The following is a 20,500-nucleotide window of genomic DNA, read 5'->3' on the forward strand; positions in this document are numbered from 1 at the left end:
GGGCCCGGTCACCCCGGCCCCGTCAGCCGGAACGCGTCCAGCGCCAGCGTCATCTCCGTGAGGTCCCGCGGCCGCGAGAGCGACCGGGACGTCAGCTGTTCGAGCCGCCGCAGCCGGTTGAAGACCGTGTTGCGGTGGCAGTACAGGCGCCCGGCCGCCCGCCCCGCCGACCCCTCGCACTCCAGCCACGCGTCCAGCGTCTCCAGGAGCACCGCCCGGTCCGCCGGATCCAGCTCCAGGAGGCCGCCCAGGACGTCCGACACCAGCAGGCTCGCCATCTCCGGCTGGCCCACCACCAGCGCCCCCGTCATCCGCCGGTCGAGCCGCACGATCCGCCGGCTGCCCGGCGGGCACGTCCGCAGCGCCAGCTCCGCGAGCCGGCGCGCCCGGCCCAGCTCGGTCAGACCCACCACCACCGGACTGATCCCGCCCGGCCCCGGGCACCGCCCGTCCAGCAGCTCCGAAAGGGCGTCCAGGCCCGTGTCACCGGCGAGCGCCACCACCCCCAGCTCGCAGTCCGCGCCCATCCGCCACAGGAACCGCACCCCCTCGCCCTGCACCTGCCGGTGGAACGCCTCCCGCTCCTCCCGCCGGTCGTAGCGCAGCACCACCACCGCATACCGCCCCTGCTCCGGCAGGTCCAGGCCCGCCGCCGCCCGCGCCACCAGCTCCGGCGAGCGCTGCCCCTGGAGCAGCGCGTCCAGGAGCGCCTGCAACTGCTCGTCCGTACGGCTGCGCAGCTCCAGCTCCGTCTCCCGGTACGCCTCCGACGCCGTGTCCGCCTGCGCGTCCACCGCCGACCACACCGTCGTCGCCGACTGCATCAGCGCTTCGAGCCGCGCCGCGTCCGACCCCGCGCCCTCGATCAGCGCGTCCCACACCAGGTGCCCGGCGTGCCGGTAGGCGTGCACGACCAGTTCGAGCGGCATGCCCTGCGCGGCCCGCCGCCGGCCCATCCCGTCGGCGTGCTCCAGGTCCCGCCGGGGCGAGTTCCGGGGCGCCGAGATCATCTCGATCCCGATCCGCATCGCCTCGTGGGCCTCCTGCCAGTGCTGGTCGTACGGAAGGATCCGCCCGTAGGCGGGCTCGTAGGCGTGGAGTTCCCTCAGATGCTCGTCCACCAGCTCCGGCACCCGCTCCAGAAGCTCCGCGCACGCCCGCGCGAGCACCTTCCAGTCGTCACCGGTCCGCCGTCTGCGCCGTCCCATGACGGGAGGATCCCCCCTCCCACCCCCCTTCGCACACCCCCTGACGCGCACTGTTGTGCGCGTGCACAGCCCGCCGCCGCGCCCGCTGGTCACCGGCAGCGATTCGGCCACCGGGCGTGGACGCGCGGTCCGCCGCGGTGCTGGGGTGAGCGCCACCGAACGGCCGGGCCGACGTGGGCGGCCCGGGAAAGGGGAGTCATGGGAGGTACCGCACCCGCCCTGGAGGTCACGGACCTGACGGCGGGATACGGACCGGTGCGCGCGCTGCGGCGGGTGTCGCTGACCGTGCCCGCGGGCGCCGTCGTCACCGTCCTCGGCGGCAACGGAGCCGGCAAGTCCACCCTGCTGCGGGCCGTCTCGCGCACCCTGCGGTTCCACGGCGGCGCCGTGGTCTCCGGCACGGTGAGCCGCGACGGGCGCCCGCTCGACGGACTGCCGCCCGACCGGGTCGTCGCCGCCGGCGTCTCCCAGGTGCCCGAGGGGCGTCAGGTCTTCGCCCGGATGACGGTCGAGGACAACCTGCGGGCCGGCGCGCTCGGCCGGCGCGGCGGCCGGGCCTCCCGGGCCACCGCCCTGCGCCGGGTCCACGAGCTCTTCCCGGTCCTCGCCGAGCGCGCCCGCCAGCCGGCCGGGCTGCTCTCCGGCGGCGAACAGCAGATGCTCGCCGTCGGCCGCGCCCTGATGGCCGCGCCCGGCCTGCTCCTCCTGGACGAGCCCTCCCTCGGCCTCGCCCCGCTGATGGCGGCCCGGATCGCGGACGCCGTCCGCGAGATCAACGCCCAGGGCACGGCGGTGCTCCTCGTGGAGCAGAACGCGGCGCTCGCGCTGCGGCTCGCCTCCCGCGCGTACGTCCTGGAGGTCGGCGAGGTCACCCTCTCCGGTCCCGCCGCCGAACTCGCCGCCTCCGACGAGGTGCGCCGCCGCTACCTGGGCGTGGTGGACGAGGACGCCGCCGCCGACGCGGCCCGCGCCGCCACCGCCCATCCGGTCCTGACCCGCTGGGAGGAGACCCGATGACATCGCAGCCACCGCAGCCCCCGCTGTCGGGACCCGGCCCGGGATCGACACCGCAGCCCCCGGAGCCCCCGCCGCCGGGACCCGCGCGGGGCCCCGCCCCCGACGTCCCCGCCCTCCACGTCCGCGACCTGACCGTCCGCTTCGCCGGGCTCACCGCCCTCGACGCCGTCGGCTTCACCGTCCGGCCCGGCACCGTCCACGCCCTCATCGGCCCCAACGGCGCCGGCAAGTCCACCTGCTTCAACGTGCTCTCCGGCGTCTACCGCGCCACCTCCGGCTCCGTACGCCTCGGGGAGCACGAGCTGACCGGCCTGCCCCCGCACCGGATCGCGGTCCTCGGCGTCGGCCGGATCTTCCAGAACCTGGCCCTGCCGCCCCGCGCCACCGTCGAGGACAGCCTGATGCTCGGCCGCCACCGGCTCACCCGCACCGGCTTCCTCGCCGCCGGGCTCCGCCTCCCCTCCGCCGTCCGCGAGGAGGCCCGGCACCGGGCCAGGGTCCGGGAGATCGCCGCCTTCGTCGGCCTGGAACGGCAGCTCGACCGGCCCGCCGGCTCCCTCCCGTACGGACAGCAGAAGCTCGCCGAACTGGCCCGCGCCCTCTGCACGGAGCCCCGGCTCCTGCTCCTGGACGAGCCCGTCGCCGGGATGACCGCCGACGAGCGGCGCCGCACCGCCTCCGTCATCGCCGGGGTCCGCGACGGACTCGGCATCTCGGTCCTCCTGGTCGAGCACGACATGGGCCTGGTGATGCGGCTCGCCGACTCCGTCACCGTCCTCGACTTCGGCCGCCGGATCGCCGACGGGGCACCCGCCGACGTGCAGAACGACCCGGCGGTCGTCCGCGCCTATCTCGGAGAGGAGTCCGCCGCGTGAGCACCTTCGCGGAGTTCCTGATCAACGGCGTCTCCCTGGGCTCGATCTACGCCCTCATCGCCCTCGGTTTCGTCGTCATCTTCCGCGCCACGGAGGTCGTCAACTTCGCCCACGCCTCCCTCCTCCTGGCCGGCGGCTACGTCACCGCCGTCCTCCACGACGACATCGGCTTCTGGCCCGCCCTGCTCGCCGGGATCGCGGGCGCGGCGGTGGTCGGCGCGGCCGTCGAGTTCCTGGTCATGCGCCGCCACCGGGGCTCCGACCACAGCGTCCTCGCCATCGTCACCATCGGCGTCGACATCCTGCTCGCCACCGAGCTGACCCGCCGGATCGGCACCGACATCCTCGCCCTCGGCGACCCGTGGGGCGACGCCGTCGTCACCGTCGGGCCGGTCACGATCGCCCAGACCCGGATCGCCGCCCTGCTCGCGGCGGCCCTCCTCATCACCGCCTTCCTGCTCGCCTTCCGGTACACCTCCTGGGGCGTCGCCATGCGGGCCGCCGCCGAGAGCCAGGAGACCGCCGCCCTCATGGGCATCCGGCTCGGCCGGGTGTCGCTCGGTGCCTGGGCGGTCGCCGGCGGCCTCGCCGCCGTCGCCGCGCTCTTCCTCACCGTCTTCCCGACCCCCGGCCTCGAGAAGTCCACCTCGCTCGCCGCCCTCAAGGCCTTCCCGGCCGCGATCCTCGGCGGCCTCGACTCCACCACGGGCGCCCTCGTCGGCGGCCTCCTCGTCGGCGTCACCGAGTCCCTGGCCACCGGCTACCAGGGGGACCTGGCGTTCCTCGGCCGGGGGATCGGCGACCTCGCCCCGTACCTCGTCATGGTCGCCGTGCTCCTGATCCGCCCGTCCGGCCTCTTCGGCACGAAGGAGCTCGCCCGTGTCTGAGATCCCGGCCCCTCCGGCGGCCCCTCCGCACGCCGCCACCCGCCCGGCGTCCCTTCCGCAGCCCGCCGCCCGCCCGGCGCCCCGAGGCATCCGGTCCGCGTCCACGGCCCCCGCCCGCCCCGGTGGCCCGAAGGAGCCCGCCCGTGTCTGAGACCCTCGCCCGCCCCGGCCTCCGGGTCCGGCCCGCCGTGTACGGAGGGGCCGCCGCCGGCCTCGTGCTGCTCGTCCTGCCCTTCTACCTGGACCGCTTCTGGCTCCAGGCCGGCCTCTTCGCCATGGCCGCCGCCCTCGGCGCCATCGGGATCAACCTGCTGACCGGCGCCACCGGCCAGCTCTCCATGGGGCACGCCTTCTTCCTCGCCGTCGGCGCCTACGGCTACTGCGCCCTCGCCGGGGACGGCACCGACGGCCTCGCCGGACTCGGCCTGCCCGGCTGGCTCGCCGCCGTCCTCGCGGTCGCCCTCGCGGGCCTGGCCGGCGGGGTGTTCAGCCCCATCGCGGGGCGGCTGCACGGCGCGTACCTCGGCATCGCCACCCTCGCGCTGATCTTCATCGGCCAGCACGTCCTCTTCAACGCCCACGACCTCACCGGCGGCTACAACGGCCGCGCCGTCCCGCCGCTCTCCCTCCTCGGCCTCACCTTCGACGACACCGAGCTGCTCGTCGCCCAGGTCCCCTTCGGCGCCGTCGAGAAGCTCTGGTACCTCGGCCTCGCGCTGCTCCTCGGCGGGGTCCTCTTCGCCCGGGGAGTCCTCCGGGGCCGCCCCGGGCGCGCGATGAACGCCATCCGGGACCACCGGATCGCCGCCGGCGTGATGGGCATCCCGGTGGCCCGCCACCGCGCCGCCGTCTTCGTCCTGTCCTCGATGTACGCGGGCCTGGCCGGCGTCCTGCTCGCCCTGGTCTTCCAGCGGACCGTCCCCGAGTACTTCGGGATGGCGCTCTCCCTGGAGTACCTGGCCATGATCGTCATCGGCGGTCTCGGCTCGGTCGCAGGGGCGGTCGCCGGAGGCGTCTTCGTCTCCCTCCTGCCCCAGCTCCTCACCCGCTACAGCGACGCCCTGCCCCTGGTCTCCGCCCCGGGAACGGGCGGGATCGCGCCGGGGGAGGCCGCCCGCTACCTGTACGGCGCCGCCGTCGTCGCGGTGGTGCTGTTCCTGCCCGGCGGCCTGGCCCGCCTCGCCGCCCGGAAGCCCGGGCCGTCCAAGCCGTCCGAAACACCCGAGACCCCCACGCCCACCGAACCCCCAGGGGAGACACGATGAACCACAGACGACAGGCCGTGCGGGGCCTGGCCGCCGCGCTCGCCGCACTGGTCGCCCTCACCGCCGCCGGATGCAGCTCCAAGGCGAAGACCGGCGACGGCAAGCAGGCCGGCGCGGGCGGGGTGAAGACAGGCAAGGGCGTCTCCGACAAGACCATCGCCCTCGGCGCGCTCACCGACATGACCGGCGTGTACGCCACCCTCGGCAAGAGCGTCACCCAGGCCCAGCAGCTGTACGTGAAGCAGGTCAACGCCGCCGGCGGGATCTGCGGCCGGCAGCTGGAGCTCACGGTCCGCGACCACGGCTACGACCCGCAGAAGGCGCTCGCCGCCTACACCGAGCTGGAGCCCGAGGTCGTCGGCTACCCCCAGTTCATCGGCTCCCCGTTCGTCGCCGCCGTCAAGCAGCGCGTCGACGCCCGGGACAAGGGCCTCGTCCTCCCGCAGGCCTGGTCGGCCTCGCTGCTCGGCTCGCCGTACATCCGCGTCCTGGGCTCCACGTACGACGTCGAGACGATCAACGCCGTCGACTTCCTCGTCACCGAGAAGGGCCTCAAGGCGGGCGACAAGCTCGGTCACGTCTACTTCGAGGGCGACTACGGCGAGAACGCCCTCAAGGGCTCGAAGTACGCGGCGGAGAAGGCCGGCCTGACCGTCGTCGAGCAGAAGATCAAGCCCACCGACAACGACATGTCCGCGCAGGTCGCGGCGCTCAAGCAGGCCGGGGTCAAGGCCGTCGTCATCAGCGCGGGCCCCCGCCAGGCCGCCTCCCTCGTCGGCGTGGCCGCCGCCACCGGCCTCAGGATCCCGGTCGTCGGCAACAACTCGGCCTTCGCCCCGCAGCTCCTCGGCACCCAGGCCGGACCCGCCCTGGAGAAGATGTACTGGTTCGCCTCCCCGAGCCTCCCCGTCGGCGCGGACACCCCGGTCGCGAAGAAGCTGGTGACCGATTATAAGGCGGCCTACCCGGGCGAGGCCCTCGACAACGGCATCGTCGCCGGCTGGACCGCCGCGAGCGTCTTCGGCGAGGCCCTGAAGAAGGCCTGCGCCGACAAGGACCTCACCCGCGAGGGCGTCGGAAAGGCCCTGCTCACCCTGACCGCCCACGACGCCGGCTTCGGCATGACCCACGACCTCGGCGACCCGAAGGCCCCGTCGTCCCGGGAGTCCGTCATCGTCCAGCCGGACAAGTCCGTCCCCGGCGGCATGCGCACGGTCCGGCAGCCCTTCGTCTCGGACGCGGCGAAGAGCTACACCCCGTAGGCGCGGCCCTCACCGGCCCTGGTCCGCGAAGCCCGTCCGCCAGGACGGGCGGGCCGGGGCCCAGCCGAGGGCACGGGCCCGGGTGTTCACCGCGCCCCGGGCCCACGGCGCCCGCCCCTCCGTCCGGCCGGGCGCCGGAACGACCAGCGCCTCGGCGAGCACCGGCAGCCAGGCGTGGCCGGGGGCGGGCTCGTCGTCCACCACGTTGTACGCGCCCGGGGGCCACCCCAGGGCCCGTACGGCCGCCTCGGCGGCATCCGCGACGTGTACGAAGGAGCCGACCGAGCCGTCGGCCGCCGTGCTCCCGAGGAACCGCGCCCCCGGGTCCCCGGCGAGCGCGGCGGCGACGGCGCCGCCCGGCGCGTACCAGGTGCCGGGCCCGTAGAGGATCCCGTACCGCAGGACCACCGCCTCCGGCAGCTCGGCCACCGCCGACTCCAGGGCGCGCACCCCGGCGACGATCCGGGACCGGGGCGGCTCCTCCGTCGGGTCGAGCGGCACGGACTCGTCGGCGGGCGCGTCCCCGGGCGCGTACGCCCAGGAGATCGACTGCGCCACGATCCGCCGGACCCCGGCCTCCCGCGCCGCGTCCACCAGGTTCCGCGTGCCCTCGACGCGGACCCGGTCGTTCGCGGCCCCGTCCGCCCCGCCCAGGTCGGTGAGCTGGTGCACCACCGCGTCCGGCGCGGCCTCGGCCACGGCCCGCCGCACCGCCTCCGCGTCGAGCACGTCCACCGGGCGCGGTCCGCGCCGGGAGATCCCCACGACCTCGTGGCCCGCCGCCTCCAGGCGCGGCACGAGCTGACGACCCACGGCGCCCGTGGCGCCCGCGACCAGTACACGCATGGGCGCCAGCCTAGAAGCCCCCGGGAAGCGCCACCCCGGAAGCCCCCCGGGAAGATCGTCACCTCCCGGAAACAAGCCGGTGTGAAGCTCGCCCCATGAAGCCGCACACCGCTCCGCTCATCGAGGAGAACCGCTCCCACCCGCACCTCGCCGGCCTGCTGGGCGCCTACCACCTTGCCAACCAGGCCGAGAAGGGGACGCCCGTGGCGACGGTCGCCGAGCTCCCGGCCGTCTACCGCGGGGAGGCCGAGGACCCGGCCGCCGCGTTCGCCGCCGACACGGTCCTGCTCGCCACCCCGCCCGGCGGGCAGCACCCGGCCGGCTGCGTCGTCCTGAAGGCTCCCCGCGCGGGGCGCGCGCCCGAGGTCAAGCGCCTCTGGGTCGCGCCGGGGGAGCGCCGGAAGGGCCTCGCGCGGGCCCTCGTGGCCGAGGCCCTGCACCGGGCCGCCGCCCTCGGGGCGCCCTCCGTGCGGCTCACGGTCTGGGACCGGCGGCGGGAGCCGCTGGCCCTCTACCGGAGCCTCGGCTTCGCGACCGTCCCCTCCTGGGACCCCCGCCCCGGCCTCCTCTGCCTGGAGAAGCCGCTCGCGGCGGACCGCGTCGAGCGCCTCACCCCCGACGCCGTACGCGCCCACGCCCCCGACGGCCTCGCCGCGCTCCTCGTGGACGCCGTGGACGACGGCGCCTCCGTCGGCTTCACGGCGCCCCTGGAAGCCGCCGAGGCGGCCTCCTGGTGGCTCCGGGCCGCCGGGGATGCCGAAGAGGGCGTACGGGACGTCTGGGCGGCCCTGGACGCCGACGGGCGCCCCACCGGGGCCGTCACCCTCGTCCGTACCGGCACCGCCAACGGCCGGCACCGGGGCGAGATCGCCCGGCTCCTGGTCCACCGGTCCGCCCGCGGCCGGGGCCTCGGGCGGCGGCTCCTCGCCGCGGCCGAGGTGCACGCCGCCGCCACCGGCCTGACCCTGCTCGTCCTGGACACGCAGACCGGCAGCCCGGCCGAGCGCCTCTACCGGGGCGCGGGCTGGACCGCCGCCGGGACGATCCCGGACTACGCGACCGACCCGGCCGGAGCCCTCCGCGCGACCACGCTCTACTACAAGCGGCTCGGCTAGGGCACGCGAAAGGGCCCCGGGAGGCTGTATCGCCTCCCGGGGCCCTCTCGTACACGTACTGTCCGCTACGGCAGCTGGGCCGCCCGCGCCTCCCGGCTCTCGCGCCGGTTGCCGCGGAAGGTGTTCACCCGGCGGGCCGTCGCGAAGAGCGGGATCACCGCGCCCATCACGACCTGGAGCGCGCAGCCGGTCTGGAGCAGGAACTGCCCGCCCGGGGCGTCGAACGCCCAGGCCGCCAGCATGCCCATCGCGCCGACGATCCAGGAGAGCATCGCCACCGCGAGCACGCCGCGCGGCTTCGGGTACTCGACCCGGCTCACCATCAGCCAGGCCACCCCGATGATCGCGAGGAGCGTCGGGATGAACGGCAGCTCCAGGAGCACGATCGAGACCACCGTCAGCGCGCCGAAGGGGCTCGGCATGCCCTGGAACATGCCGTCCTTCATGGTCACGCAGGAGAATCTCGCGAGCCTGAGGACCACGGCGAGCAGCACCACGATGGCGGCCACCGCCGAGACCTTCTGCTGCGCGTCGTCCGCGACCATCCCGTACACGAGCACGAAGTAGGCCGGGGCCAGACCGAAGCTGATCAGGTCCGACAGGTTGTCGAGCTCGGCGCCCATCGGGGAGGACCGGAGCTTGCGCGCCACGATCCCGTCGAAGAGGTCGAAGATCGCCGCGCACAGCATGAGGATCACGGCGGTGGCGGCGCTGTTGCGCGCCATGCCGGTCTCCGTGCTGCCCGTCAGGTGCGGGATGAGGATCCCGGTGGTGGTGAAGTACACCGCCATGAATCCGCACGTGGCGTTACCGAGCGTGAGGGCGTCCGCTATGGACAGCCTCAGCGACAGCGGCATCTCCTCGGCCTCTTCGGCCGCGCCGGTCTCGGCGTCGGCGGCCCAGTCGGCCGCCCGTGTGTCGGGATCAATCACGGTCAATGCGAGTCACCCCCGCTGTGGTGACCTGGCCGACCTCGACCGCGACCTCGACGCCCTCGGGGAGGTAGATGTCGACGCGCGAGCCGAAGCGGATCAGGCCGATACGGTCGCCCTGCTCCACCTTCGTCCCCTGCGGGACGTACGGCACGATGCGCCGGGCGACGGCGCCCGCGATCTGGACCATCTCGATGTCACCGAGCTCGGTGTCGAAGTGCCAGACGACGCGCTCGTTGTTCTCGCTCTCCTTGTTGAACGCCGGGACGAACCCACCGGGGACGTGCTCCACGGACGTCACCGTGCCGGCCAGCGGCGCGCGGTTGACGTGGACGTTCAGGGGGCTCATGAAGATGGCGACCCGGGTCCGCCCGTCCTTCCACGGCATGATGCTCTGCACCACGCCGTCGGCGGGGGAGATGACCCGGCCCCGAGCGATCTCGCGCTCGGGGTCGCGGAAGAACCACAGCATGCCGGCCGCGAGAGCGGTGGCCGGGACGGCGACGGCCGCGGCGCGCCGCGACCTGCGGGCACGCACGAGGCTGAGCGCCGCGGTGGCGACGGTCGGCAGGAGCCACGGCGATGCTCCGCGCGCGAGGCGTACGCCCTTGAGGCTGTCGCGGTGTGCAGAGGTTTGGCTGTGGGGCATGGATGACCTTCGTAGCGGATGATGCCGCGCAGGCAACGGGGACGGCGGCTTTCCGGCGATGCTATCGGTTGCGGGGCGCAACTGGGCAAGCCAGGAACCGAGTCGGAGGCCGGAAGACGAACACAGGGTGTGATCTTCTTCGCGGCCTTACCGGCTCAAAAGCGACAATCATCCCTGGAATCGGTACTCCTCGAGCAGCCGACGACCAATGATCATTTTCTGGATCTCGGCGGTACCTTCACCGATGAGCAGCATCGGCGCCTCGCGGTAGAGGCGCTCGATCTCGTACTCCTTCGAGAACCCGTATCCACCGTGGATGCGGAAGGCGTCCTCGACGACCTCCTTGCAGTACTCGGAGGCGAGGTACTTCGCCATCCCTGCTTCGAGGTCGTTTCGTTCCCCGGAGTCCTTTTTGCGTGCTGCGTTGACCATCATCGCATGAGCGGCCTCGACCTTGGTAGCCATTTCGGCCAGCTTGAACTGGATCGCCTGGTGCTGGGCGATCGCCTTGCCGAAGGTGTGGCGCTGCTGGGCGTACGAAACACCCAGCTCGAACGCACGCTGAGCGACGCCGCAGCCACGGGCCGCCACATTCACGCGCCCGACCTCGACGCCGTCCATCATCTGGTAGAACCCTCGACCGGTCTGCCCGCCAAGTACACGATTGGCCGGAATGCGCAGTCCGTCCATGATGAGCTCGGTCGTGTCGACGCCTTTGTAGCCCATCTTGTCGATCTTGCCGGGGATGGTGAGGCCGGGACGGACCTCTCCGAAGCCCGGCTCCTTCTCCACGAGGAAGGTCGTCATCGACTTGTGGGGAGCGGTGCCCTCGGGGTGTCCTTCGTCACTCCGGACCAGAACGGCCACCAGAGACGACGTGCCGCCGTTCGTCAGCCACATCTTCTGGCCGTTGAGGACGTACTCGTCGCCGTCCTTCACCGCCTTCGACGTGATGGCCGACACGTCCGAGCCGAGGGCCGGCTCCGACATCGAGAACGCGCCGCGCGTCTCGCCGGCCGCCATCCGCGGAAGGAAGTACTCCTTCTGCTCCTGCGTGCCGTGCTGCTTGAGCATGTACGCCACGATGAAGTGCGTGTTGATGATGCCGGAGACCGACATCCAGCCGCGGGCGATCTCCTCCACGCACAGCGCGTAGGTGAGCAGCGACTCGCCCAGGCCCCCGTACTCCTCGGGGATCATCAGACCGAAGACGCCGAGCTCCTTGAGCCCGTCCACGATCTGCTGGGGGTACTCGTCGCGGTGCTCCAGCTCCGTCGCGACCGGGATGATCTCCTTGTCGACGAAGTCCCGGACGGTGGCGAGGATCTCCTGCTGGACATCGGTCAGACCGTGGGTCTGGGCGAGTCGCGCCATGACTACTTCTCCGACTTCTTGGAGGGCTCGACGAGCGTGGGGCGGCCGGGCTGCTCGCCGCCGCGCTCCTTGATGTACGTCTCGGTGGGGACCATCACCTTGCGGCGGAAGACGCACACCAGGGTGCCGTCCTGCTTGTAGCCCTTGGTCTCGACGTAGACGATGCCGCGGTCGTTCTTCGACTTCGACGGGGTCTTGTCGAGGACCGTCGTCTCGCCGTAGATCGTGTCGCCGTGGAAGGTCGGCGCCACGTGCCGCAGCGACTCGATCTCCAGGTTGGCGATGGCCTTGCCGGAGACGTCCGGCACGGACATGCCGAGCAGCAGCGAGTAGATGTAGTTGCCGACGACGACGTTCTTGCCGAAGTCCGTCGTGTTCTCGGCGTAGTTCACATCCATGTGCAGCGGATGGTGGTTCATCGTGAGCAGACAGAAGAGGTGGTCGTCGTACTCCGTGACCGTCTTCCCGGGCCAGTGCTTGTAGACGGCACCGACCTCGAACTCCTCGTACGTGCGGCCGAACTGCATCGGACTCAGGCCTCCGGGATCTCGAACTTGCTGGTGCGCTGCATGCCGGCCGCGCGGCCCTTGCCGGAGATGACCAGGGCCATCTTGCGGGAGGCCTCGTCGATCATCTCGTCGCCGAGCATCGCGGAGCCCTTCTTCCCGCCGGCCTCGGACGTGTAGTAGTCGTACGCGTCGAGGATCAGCTCGGCGTGGTCGTAGTCCTCCTGCGAGGGCGAGAAGATCTCGTTCGCGGCGGCGACCTGGTCCGGGTGCAGCACCCACTTGCCGTCGAAGCCCAGGGCGGCGGCGCGCTGCGCCACGGCCTTGTAGCCCTCCTGGTTGCGGATCTGGAGGTAGGGGCCGTCGATCGCCTGGAGGTTGTTGGCGCGGGCGGCCATCAGGATGCTCATCAGGATGTGGTGGTACGCGTCCGCCGGGTAGCCGGGCGGCTGCTCGCCCACGACCAGCGACTTCATGTTGATGGAGGCCATGAAGTCGGCCGGGCCGAAGATGATCGTCTCGACGCGCTGGGAGGCCTGCGCGATGGCGTTGACGTTGGTCAGGCCCTGCGCGTTCTCGATCTGCGCCTCGATGCCGATCTTGCCGACCTCGAAGCCCATGGTCTTCTCGATCTGGGTGAGGAGCAGGTCGAGCGCGACGATCTGCTGCGCGTCCTGGACCTTCGGCAGCATGATGCAGTCGAGGTTCTGGCCGGCGCCCTCGACGACCGTGACGACGTCCCGGTACGTCCAGTGGGTCGTCCAGTCGTTCACGCGGACCACGCGCGTCTTGCCGGTCCAGTCGCCCTCGTTCAGGAACTTCACGATGGTGTGCCGGGCCTCGGGCTTGGCCAGCGGGGCGCAGGCGTCCTCCAGGTCCAGGAAGACCTGGTCGGCGGCGAGGCCCTGGGCCTTCTCCAGGAAGCGCGGGTTGGAGCCGGGGACCGCCAGGCAGGAACGGCGGGGGCGCAGCCGGTTCACGGGGGACGCGGGGCTGGTCATGCGGGGACCTCCAGGGGATCGAGCTTGTTCGCTTTCCGGATCTCGTCGACGATACGGCCGATGATCTCCGTGATACCGAAGTCCTTCGGTGTGAAGACGGCGGCCACACCCGCGCGCTTCAGTTCTGCGGCGTCGGCGTTCGGGATGATCCCGCCGACGATGACCGGGATGTCGGCCGCGCCCGCCTCGCGGAGGCGGTCGAGGACGTCCGGGACCAGCTCGGCGTGCGAGCCGGAGAGGATCGACAGGCCCACGCAGTGCACGTCCTCGGCCAGGGCCGCGTTGACGATCTGCTCGGGGGTCAGCCGGATCCCCTGGTAGACCACCTCGAAACCGGCGTCACGCGCGCGTACGGCGATCTGCTCGGCCCCGTTGGAGTGCCCGTCCAGGCCGGGCTTGCCGACGAGCAGCCGCAGCCGCCCGGCGTTCAGTTCCTCGGCGGTCCGCGCCACCTTCTCCCGCACGAGGGCCAGCGGCGTGCCGGCCTCGGCCGTCACCGCGACCGGGGCGGAGGAGACGCCCGTCGGGGCGCGGAACTCGCCGAAGACGTCCCGCAGCGCCCAGGCCCACTCCCCGGTGGTGACGCCCGCACGCGCGCACTCCAGGGTGGCGGCGAAGAGGTTGCCGTCGCCGGCCGCCGTCGCCTTCAGCGCCGCCAGGGTCTCCTGGGCGCGGGCCTCGTCGCGGTTGTCGCGCCACTCGTGGAGGGCGGCGACGACCCGCGCCTCGTTCGCCGGGTCCACCGTCATGATCGCGGTGTCCAGGTCGGCGGTGAGGGGGTTCTCCTCGGTCGACTGGAAGATGTTGACGCCGACGATCTTCTCCTCGCCGGCCTCGATCCGGGCGCGCCGCTCGGCGTGCGAGGAGACGAGCTGCGACTTGAGGTAGCCGGACTCGACGGCGGCCATCGCACCGCCCATCTCCTGGATCCGGTCGATCTCGGCCAGGCACTCCTCGACGAGGGCGTCCACCTTGGCCTCGACGACGTGCGAACCGGCGAAGATGTCCTCGTACTCCAGCAGGTCGGACTCGTGGGCGAGCACCTGCTGGATGCGGAGCGACCACTGCTGGTCCCAGGGCCGGGGCAGGCCCAGGGCCTCGTTCCAGGCGGGGAGCTGGACGGCCCGCGCGCGGGCGTCCTTGGAGAGGGTGACGGCCAGCATCTCCAGGACGATCCGCTGGACGTTGTTCTCCGGCTGGGCCTCGGTCAGACCGAGCGAGTTGACCTGCACGCCGTAGCGGAACCGGCGCTGCTTGGCGTTCTCGATGCCGTACCGCTCGCGGGTGACCTTGTCCCAGATGCGCCCGAAGGCACGCATCTTGCACATCTCCTCGATGAAGCGGACGCCCGCGTTCACGAAGAACGAGATGCGGGCGACCACCTCGCCGAAGCGGTCCTCGGGGACCTGGCCGGAGTCCCGGACCGCGTCGAGCACCGCGATGGCGGTGGACATCGCGTACGAGATCTCCTGGACCGGAGTGGCCCCGGCCTCCTGCAGGTGGTAGCTGCAGATGTTGATCGGGTTCCACTTCGGGATGTTGTTCACCGTGTAGGTGATCATGTCCGTCGTGAGGCGGAGGGAGGGGCCGGGCGGGAAGACGTGCGTCCCGCGCGACAGGTACTCCTTCACGATGTCGTTCTGGGTGGTGCCCTGGAGCCTGGTGACGTCCGCGCCCTGCTCCTCGGCGACCACCTGGTAGAGCGCCAGGAGCCACATCGCCGTGGCGTTGATCGTCATCGAGGTGTTCATCTGCTCCAGGGGGATGTCCTGGAACAGCCGGCGCATGTCACCGAGGTGCGAGACGGGGACCCCGACCCGGCCGACCTCGCCGCGGGCGAGGATGTGGTCGGGGTCGTATCCGGTCTGCGTCGGCAGGTCGAAGGCGACCGAGAGGCCGGTCTGACCCTTGGCGAGGTTGCGCCGGTACAGCTCGTTCGATGCCTCGGCGGTCGAGTGACCGGCGTACGTCCGCATGAGCCACGGACGGTCCTTCTGGCGCTCAGTCATCTATGGTCCCGGGCTCAGATGTTGCGGAAGCGGTTGATGGCGTCGATGTGCTGGGCCCGCAGCTCCGGGTCGCGCACGCCCAGGCCCTCCTCGGGCGAGAGGGCGAGGACGCCGACCTTGCCCTGGTGGAGGTTGCGGTGGACGTCGTAGGCGGCCTGGCCGGTCTCCTCCAGGGAGTAGACCTTCGACAGGGTGGGGTGGATCTTGCCCTTGGCGATGAGGCGGTTGGCCTCCCAGGCCTCGCGGTAGTTCGCGAAGTGCGAGCCGATGATGCGCTTGAGCGACATCCACAGGTAGCGGTTGTCGTACTGGTGCATGTAGCCGGAGGTGGAGGCGCAGGTGGTGATGGTGCCGCCCTTGCGGGTGACGTACACGGAGGCGCCGAAGGTCTCGCGGCCCGGGTGCTCGAAGACGATGTCGATGTCCTCGCCGCCGGTCAGCTCGCGGATCTTGGAGCCGAAGCGCTTCCACTCGCGCGGGTCCTGGGTGTTCTCGTCCTTCCAGAACTTGTAGCCCTCGGCGTTGCGGTCGATGACCGCCTCGGCGCCCATGGACCGGCAGATGTCGGCCTTCTCGGGGGAGGAGACGACACAGATCGGGTTGGCGCCGCCGGCCAGGGCGAACTGGGTGGCGTACGAGCCGAGGCCGCCGCTCGCGCCCCAGATCAGGACGTTGTCGCCCTGCTTCATGCCGGCGCCGTTGCGGGAGACCAGCTGGCGGTACGCGGTGGAGTTGACGAGGCCCGGGGCCGCCGCCTCCTCCCAGCTCAGGTGGTCCGGCTTCGGCATGAGCTGGTTGGACTTGACGAGGGCGATCTCGGCCAGGCCGCCGAAGTTGGTCTCGAAGCCCCAGATGCGCTGCTCGGGGTCGAGCATCGTGTCGTTGTGGCCGTCCGAGGACTCCAGCTCGACCGAGAGGCAGTGGGCGACGACCTCGTCGCCCGGCTGCCAGGCGTTGACGCCCGGGCCGGTGCGCAGGACGACGCCCGCGAGGTCGGAGCCGATGACGTGGTACGGCAGGTCGTGGCGCTTGGTGAGCTCGGAGAGGCGTCCGTAGCGCTCCAGGAAGCCGAAGGTCGAGACCGGCTCGAAGATCGAGGTCCAGACCGAGTTGTAGTTGACCGAGGAGGCCATGACGGCGACGAGCGCCTCGCCCGGGCCCAGCTCGGGCAGCGGGACGTCGTCCAGGTGGAGCGACTTGCGCGGGTCCTTGTCGCGGCTGGCGACCCCGGCGAACATCTCCGCCTCGTCCTTGTGGACGGTGACGGCGCGGTACGACTCGGGGAGCTTGATGTTCGCGAAGTCGGCGGACGTGGAGTCCGGGGACTGGATCGCGTCCAGGATTTCCTTCACGGGTTGCCTCCGGCGGTGAGCGTCCGGGGGAGGACGCCTGAGGGTTACGGCGGTGGGTGCTGCTGTGGAGGTGTGCCGTCGGTTCGGCTGGGTGGTGCGGTGGCGCGGCGCCGGTCCGGCGCGGGGTTGCCTGTGACGCAGGCGTCCGGGCGCACGAGCCGTCGGCTTGTGGGGACAGCCGGCGCACGAGGTTGGTCTCTGCGCGCCGGCCGCCCGGACACCTTCAACGTATGGCACGCCGTGTCACCTGACAAGGCACTGCGTGCCAACAATTTCACTCAGATGCAATCCGGCGGTCACGCATGAGCGATGATCGATCGAATCATGCCCGCAAACGGGCTCCGAGCTGGGCAAACACGACGAGGGCCGCCCCCGGAATCCGGGAACGGCCCTCGTGGCGGACCTCGTGCGGGTCCTCGTCGCGGGAAGGGGCTCAGGCGGCGCCGAGCGCCTTCCGGATGGTCCGCATGACCTCGTCGAGGGGCGCGTCCGTGCGGGCCACGGCGACCACCACGTCACCGGTGGTGGAGGCCCGGACGGCGGGGTCGGACGCGTCCTGCGCCTCCGGTGCGGCGGCGGTTCCGGAGACGGCTCCGGCGGTGGCTCCGGTGGCGGCGGAAGGGGCGGGGCGGCCGGCGCCTATGCCCGATCCGAAGGTCTCCCGGACGATCGCGAAGGCGTGGTCGAGCTGGGCCTCCACGTCGCCCTGCCCGCCCGCCCGCAGCCAGCGGCGCAGCACGTGGTTGTGGGCGGTGACGACCGCCGAGGCGGCCACCTCGGCGAGCAGCGGGTCGTCGTTGCCGTCGTGGTGGTCCCGCTCGTCGAAGTGCCCGAGGAGGTACCGGGTGAAGAGGCGCTCGTAGCGGGCCACCGAGGCGATCTCCCGCTCCCGCAGGGTCGGCACCTCGCGGGTGAGCCGGTAGCGGGCCACGGAGACCGCGGGGGACCCCGCGTACATCTTCATGACCTCCTTGATGCCCCGGCACACCGTGTCGAGCGGGTGCTCGTGCGGCGGGGCGGCGTTCAGGACCGCCTCCGCCCGCACCAGGGTGTCGTCGTGGTCGGGGAAGATCGCCTCTTCCTTGGACCGGAAGTGCCGGAAGAAGGTCCGCCGCGCGACCCCGGCCGTGGCCGCGATCTCGTCCACCGTGGTGGCCTCGTACCCCTTGGTCGCGAAGAGCTCCATCGCGGCGGTGGCGAGCTCCCGGCGCATCTTGAGCCGCTGAGCGGCGGCACGGGTGCCCGCCGCGCTCTCCGGAGCGTCGGACGGGGACGTGGCACGGGGTGACTTCGCGGCCTTGGGCATGGTCCGAACGTACTGCATCGGAGGGGAAGTGTGCCCAGGTGGGGGCGGGGAGACCCCCGGGGCACCGGGGGTGCCCGAGGGGCTCAGGAGCCCGCCCCAACCGGGGGTGCGGGGCTCAGCGTCGGGCATATTCGCGGAAGCCGCGACCCGTCTTGCGGCCCAGGCAGCCGGCCGCCACCAGGTGCTCCAGGAGCGGGGCCGGGGCGAGGCCGGGGTCACGGAACTCGCGGTGCAGGACCTGCTCGATCGCGAGCGAGACGTCCAGGCCGACCACGTCGAGCAGCTCGAACGGGCCCATCGGGTAGCCGCCGCCCAGCTTCATGGCGGCGTCGATGTCGTCCAGGGTCGCGTAGTGCTCCTGGACCATCTTGATCGCGTTGTTCAGGTACGGGAAGAGCAGCGCGTTCACGATGAAGCCGGCCCGGTCGCCGCAGTCCACCGGGTGCTTGCGGATCTTCGCGGTGACCTCGCGGACGGTGGCGTGGACGTCGTCGGCGGTCAGGACCGTGCGGACGATCTCCACCAGCTTCATCGCGGGCGCCGGGTTGAAGAAGTGCATCCCGATGACGTCCTGCGGGCGCGTGGTGGCCCGGGCGCAGGCCACGACCGGCAGCGAGGAGGTCGTGGTGGCGAGCACCGCGCCCGGCTTGCAGATCTTGTCGAGCCGCGCGAACAGGTCCTGCTTGATCTCCAGGTCCTCCGCGACCGCCTCGACCGCCAGGTCGACCTCGGCGAAGGCGTCGAGCGTGCCGGCCGGGGTGATCAGGGCGAGCACGGTGTCGCGGGCCTCGGCCGTCATCCGGCCCTTGGACACCGAGCGCTCCAGGGACTTGGCGATCCGGGCCTTGGCGGTGTCCGCCTTCTCCTGGGAGCGGGCCGCGAGCACGACCTCGTACCCGGCCTTGGCGAAGACCTCCGCGATGCCCGAGGCCATGGTGCCCGAGCCGGCGACGCCGACCGAGCGGACCTCGCGCCCGCCGCCGCTCTCCGCCGAGGTCAGCGGGGTCAGCGCGTCGCGCACCACCTCGTCGGAGCCCGGCGCCGCGTACGTGTAGAAGCCGCGGCCCGCCTTGCGGCCGGTCAGGCCCGCCTCGCTGAGCTGCTTGAGGATCGGGGCCGGGGCGTGCAGCCGGTCGTGCGAGGAGGCGTACATGGCCTCCAGGACCGTACGGGCCGTGTCCACGCCGATCAGGTCGAGCAGCGCGAGCGGGCCCATCGGCAGGCCGCAGCCCAGCTTCATCGCCGCGTCGATGTCCTCGCGGGAGGCGTACTTGGCCTCGTACATGGCGGCGGCCTGGTTCAGGTAGCCGAAGAGCAGCCCGTCCGCGATGAACCCGGCCCGGTCCCCGACCGCCACAGGCTCCTTGCCGAGGTCCTGGGCGAGCCGCGTGACGGCGTCGACGGCCCGCGGGTCGGTCAGCACCGACGAGACCACCTCGACCAGCTTCATGGCCTGGACCGGGGTGAAGAAGTGCAGGCCGAGGACCCGCTCGGGGTGCGCCGAGTCGGCCGCGAGCCGGGTGACGGAGAGCGCGTTGGTGCCGGTGGCCAGGATCGCGTCGGGCCGGACGATGCCGTCCAGGGCCCGGAAGACCTCCTGCTTCGCCTCGTACGACTCCGGCACGACCTCGATCACGAGATCGGCGTCGGCGGCCGCCTGGAGGTCGGAGAAGGTGCGGAAGCGGGCCAGGACGTCCTGCCGCTCCTCCTCGGTGATCCGCTCGCGGGCCACGGCGCGGGCGGTGGAGGCCTCCAGGGCGGCGACGGCCCGGGCCGCGGCGGCGTCGCTGACGTCGATGCCGATGACCTCGCGGCCGGCCCGGGCGAGGACGTCGGCGATGCCCGCGCCCATGGTGCCGAGACCGACGACGGCGATGGTGGAGAGAGGGGTGTCCATCAGGGGACTCCAGAGAGGAAGAGTGACGACTGAGGGCAGTGCGTGCGGGTGGTGCCGCTGAATTGCGAGGGCGCGCGGAGAATCGCGGAAGAACACGCGGGAAGGAGCCCGCGGAAAGGGGCGGCGCCCGGTGGAAAAGGGAGACGGGCTCTGTCCCGGAGCCGCGTCGAAACTGCCGAACCGACGTGCGCTCACCACGGCTGCGTCACCAGGCCGTTGTGAGAAGCGGGGGTTGACCCGCTCACCCGAGACTAACCGGCGGGTAACGAGCGCGCCAGTCCCGGGAAGTCGAGAAGATGTGATCTGGATCGCGGATAGGCTCGGATTCATGGAATACGCCGAGGATCCGGAATTCTGCTCGATGATCGATCGATTGCGCGACGAGATCGGGCGCGACGGGATCGGGAATGGCACCGGAGAAGTCCCGGCGGCATTCGGCAGGCTCGCCGAGACCGGCGACCCCGGGGAACTGCCCGCCGACCCCGAGGAGCTGCACCGCGTCCTCACCGCGCCCGGGCAGCCGCTCTGGGCCCGCGAGATCGCCGCCTACGCCCTCGGCGTCGCCGGAGACCCGCGCGCCTTCGAAGCCCTCGTCCTGTTCCTCAACCACCGCGACCCCGAGCGCTGCGTCACCGCCGCCCACGCCCTGGCCCGGCTCGGCGACCCGCGCACCGCCCGCGCCGCCGCGGCCCTCGCCACCAACGAACTCCGGGCCGCCTACGCCCTGCTGCCGGTCCGGCTCCTCGCCGAACTGCGCGCCCCCGAGTCCGTACCGGCCCTGATCACCGTCCTCGAACGGCGCCTCCCGGCCGCCGACCCCCACTGGCGGGTCGGCCTCGCCTGCGTCGAGGGCCTCGGCACCCTCGGCGACCCCCGGGCCCGCCCCGCCCTGGAGGCCGCCCTGCCCCACCCGCGCCTCGGCGCGGCGGCCGCGCGCTCCCTGGGACTGCTCGACCGGGAGCGCGCGGCCGACCGCGCCTGAGGGAAGGGGGGCGGCTC

18 protein-coding genes are annotated in these 20,500 nt (G+C 72.4%); 7 read left to right on the forward strand and 11 right to left on the reverse strand.

Translation table 11 applies throughout. From position 1 onward, the window contains the following. Positions 1–8 precede the first annotated feature (8 nt). Entirely contained in the window at positions 9–1,208 is a 1,200-nt protein-coding gene (locus tag CP977_RS28165) for a PucR family transcriptional regulator (protein ID WP_062751451.1), read from the reverse strand. A 198-nt stretch (positions 1,209–1,406) separates the two neighbouring features. Here CP977_RS28165 and CP977_RS28170 point away from each other — a divergent pair, with 198 nt between their 5' ends. From CP977_RS28170 to CP977_RS28190, 5 genes are all read left to right on the forward strand, one after another. Further along, the gene (locus CP977_RS28170; RefSeq protein WP_062751450.1) at positions 1,407–2,225 is read left to right on the forward strand and encodes an ABC transporter ATP-binding protein; all 819 of its coding nucleotides are present in this window, start codon (positions 1,407–1,409) and stop codon (positions 2,223–2,225) included. Further along, positions 2,222–3,100, forward strand: a complete 879-nt coding sequence (locus tag CP977_RS28175) for an ABC transporter ATP-binding protein (protein ID WP_229991473.1) — start codon at positions 2,222–2,224, stop codon at positions 3,098–3,100. Before CP977_RS28170 ends, CP977_RS28175 begins: the two co-directional genes overlap by 4 nt. Continuing rightward, positions 3,097–3,987, forward strand: coding sequence for a branched-chain amino acid ABC transporter permease (locus CP977_RS28180; RefSeq protein ID WP_062751448.1), 891 nt, complete (start codon positions 3,097–3,099; stop codon positions 3,985–3,987). Before CP977_RS28175 ends, CP977_RS28180 begins: the two co-directional genes overlap by 4 nt. Before the next feature lie 143 nt (positions 3,988–4,130). After that, positions 4,131–5,252 (forward strand): branched-chain amino acid ABC transporter permease, encoded by a 1,122-nt coding sequence (locus CP977_RS28185; protein ID WP_372460658.1) that lies wholly within the window; start codon positions 4,131–4,133, stop codon positions 5,250–5,252. Further along, positions 5,249–6,514, forward strand: coding sequence for an ABC transporter substrate-binding protein (locus CP977_RS28190; RefSeq protein ID WP_183953247.1), 1,266 nt, complete (start codon positions 5,249–5,251; stop codon positions 6,512–6,514). The genes CP977_RS28185 and CP977_RS28190 overlap by 4 nt, the downstream gene beginning before the upstream one ends. 9 nt (positions 6,515–6,523) lie before the next feature. Here the strand turns inward: CP977_RS28190 and CP977_RS28195 are convergent, their stop codons facing one another. Continuing rightward, positions 6,524–7,360 carry an NAD-dependent epimerase/dehydratase family protein gene (locus tag CP977_RS28195; protein WP_152371022.1) on the reverse strand — a complete coding sequence of 279 codons (837 nt, stop codon included), beginning with the start codon at positions 7,358–7,360 and terminating at the stop codon, positions 6,524–6,526. 95 nt (positions 7,361–7,455) lie between these two features. Between CP977_RS28195 and CP977_RS35575 the strand changes: the two genes are divergently transcribed. After that, entirely contained in the window at positions 7,456–8,475 is a 1,020-nt protein-coding gene (locus CP977_RS35575) for a GNAT family N-acetyltransferase (RefSeq protein WP_152371023.1), read from the forward strand. Between the two features lie 65 nt (positions 8,476–8,540). Here CP977_RS35575 and pssA read toward each other — a convergent pair whose 3' ends face one another. The 9 genes from pssA to CP977_RS28245 form a co-directional block, all read right to left on the reverse strand. Continuing rightward, positions 8,541–9,407 carry a CDP-diacylglycerol--serine O-phosphatidyltransferase gene (gene pssA, locus CP977_RS28205; RefSeq protein WP_062751444.1) on the reverse strand — a complete coding sequence of 289 codons (867 nt, stop codon included), beginning with the start codon at positions 9,405–9,407 and terminating at the stop codon, positions 8,541–8,543. Further along, positions 9,400–10,056 (reverse strand): phosphatidylserine decarboxylase, encoded by a 657-nt coding sequence (locus CP977_RS28210; RefSeq protein WP_062751443.1) that lies wholly within the window; start codon positions 10,054–10,056, stop codon positions 9,400–9,402. Before CP977_RS28210 ends, pssA begins: the two co-directional genes overlap by 8 nt. 168 nt (positions 10,057–10,224) lie before the next feature. Beyond that, positions 10,225–11,430: an acyl-CoA dehydrogenase family protein gene (locus CP977_RS28215; RefSeq protein WP_062751442.1), complete on the reverse strand. Its 1,206-nt coding sequence runs from the start codon at positions 11,428–11,430 to the stop codon at positions 10,225–10,227. Positions 11,431–11,432: 2 nt separating this feature from the next. Beyond that, positions 11,433–11,957 carry a MaoC family dehydratase gene (locus tag CP977_RS28220; RefSeq protein ID WP_030218358.1) on the reverse strand — a complete coding sequence of 175 codons (525 nt, stop codon included), beginning with the start codon at positions 11,955–11,957 and terminating at the stop codon, positions 11,433–11,435. 5 nt (positions 11,958–11,962) lie between these two features. Continuing rightward, positions 11,963–12,937, reverse strand: coding sequence for an HpcH/HpaI aldolase/citrate lyase family protein (locus CP977_RS28225; protein ID WP_062751441.1), 975 nt, complete (start codon positions 12,935–12,937; stop codon positions 11,963–11,965). Then, positions 12,934–14,946 carry a protein meaA gene (locus CP977_RS28230; protein ID WP_109184386.1) on the reverse strand — a complete coding sequence of 671 codons (2,013 nt, stop codon included), beginning with the start codon at positions 14,944–14,946 and terminating at the stop codon, positions 12,934–12,936. The genes CP977_RS28225 and CP977_RS28230 overlap by 4 nt, the downstream gene beginning before the upstream one ends. Before the next feature lie 14 nt (positions 14,947–14,960). Beyond that, positions 14,961–16,298 (reverse strand): crotonyl-CoA carboxylase/reductase, encoded by a 1,338-nt coding sequence (gene ccrA, locus CP977_RS28235; protein ID WP_062751439.1) that lies wholly within the window; start codon positions 16,296–16,298, stop codon positions 14,961–14,963. Positions 16,299–16,731: 433 nt separating this feature from the next. After that, on the reverse strand, positions 16,732–17,604 hold the full coding sequence (locus CP977_RS28240; protein WP_183953248.1) for a TetR family transcriptional regulator: 873 nt from the start codon (positions 17,602–17,604) through the stop codon (positions 16,732–16,734). Between the two features lie 115 nt (positions 17,605–17,719). Then, entirely contained in the window at positions 17,720–19,501 is a 1,782-nt protein-coding gene (locus tag CP977_RS28245) for a 3-hydroxyacyl-CoA dehydrogenase family protein (protein ID WP_062751437.1), read from the reverse strand. 328 nt (positions 19,502–19,829) lie between these two features. Here CP977_RS28245 and CP977_RS28250 point away from each other — a divergent pair, with 328 nt between their 5' ends. Then, a complete protein-coding gene (locus CP977_RS28250) occupies positions 19,830–20,483 on the forward strand; it encodes a HEAT repeat domain-containing protein (protein ID WP_062751436.1) in 654 nt (217 codons plus the stop codon). Positions 20,484–20,500: the final 17 nt, after the last annotated feature.

Origin of the sequence: Streptomyces cinereoruber (genome assembly GCF_009299385.1) — a bacterium.
GTDB classification, from domain to species: Bacteria; Actinomycetota; Actinomycetes; order Streptomycetales; family Streptomycetaceae; genus Streptomyces; species Streptomyces bikiniensis.

What these genes read in the sequence shown, in the direction of transcription:
- CP977_RS28165 (WP_062751451.1), bottom strand. Translation starts at nt 1,208, where the DNA reads ATGGGACGGCGCAGACGGCGGACCGGTGACGACTGGAAGGTGCTCGCG.
- CP977_RS28170 (WP_062751450.1), top strand. Translation starts at nt 1,407, where the DNA reads ATGGGAGGTACCGCACCCGCCCTGGAGGTCACGGACCTGACGGCGGGA.
- CP977_RS28175 (WP_229991473.1), top strand. Translation starts at nt 2,222, where the DNA reads ATGACATCGCAGCCACCGCAGCCCCCGCTGTCGGGACCCGGCCCGGGA.
- CP977_RS28190 (WP_183953247.1), top strand. Translation starts at nt 5,249, where the DNA reads ATGAACCACAGACGACAGGCCGTGCGGGGCCTGGCCGCCGCGCTCGCC.
- CP977_RS28195 (WP_152371022.1), bottom strand. Translation starts at nt 7,360, where the DNA reads ATGCGTGTACTGGTCGCGGGCGCCACGGGCGCCGTGGGTCGTCAGCTC.
- CP977_RS35575 (WP_152371023.1), top strand. Translation starts at nt 7,456, where the DNA reads ATGAAGCCGCACACCGCTCCGCTCATCGAGGAGAACCGCTCCCACCCG.
- CP977_RS28210 (WP_062751443.1), bottom strand. Translation starts at nt 10,056, where the DNA reads ATGCCCCACAGCCAAACCTCTGCACACCGCGACAGCCTCAAGGGCGTA.
- CP977_RS28215 (WP_062751442.1), bottom strand. Translation starts at nt 11,430, where the DNA reads ATGGCGCGACTCGCCCAGACCCACGGTCTGACCGATGTCCAGCAGGAG.
- CP977_RS28220 (WP_030218358.1), bottom strand. Translation starts at nt 11,957, where the DNA reads ATGCAGTTCGGCCGCACGTACGAGGAGTTCGAGGTCGGTGCCGTCTAC.
- CP977_RS28225 (WP_062751441.1), bottom strand. Translation starts at nt 12,937, where the DNA reads ATGACCAGCCCCGCGTCCCCCGTGAACCGGCTGCGCCCCCGCCGTTCC.
- CP977_RS28230 (WP_109184386.1), bottom strand. Translation starts at nt 14,946, where the DNA reads ATGACTGAGCGCCAGAAGGACCGTCCGTGGCTCATGCGGACGTACGCC.
- CP977_RS28240 (WP_183953248.1), bottom strand. Translation starts at nt 17,604, where the DNA reads ATGCCCAAGGCCGCGAAGTCACCCCGTGCCACGTCCCCGTCCGACGCT.
- CP977_RS28245 (WP_062751437.1), bottom strand. Translation starts at nt 19,501, where the DNA reads ATGGACACCCCTCTCTCCACCATCGCCGTCGTCGGTCTCGGCACCATG.
- CP977_RS28250 (WP_062751436.1), top strand. Translation starts at nt 19,830, where the DNA reads ATGGAATACGCCGAGGATCCGGAATTCTGCTCGATGATCGATCGATTG.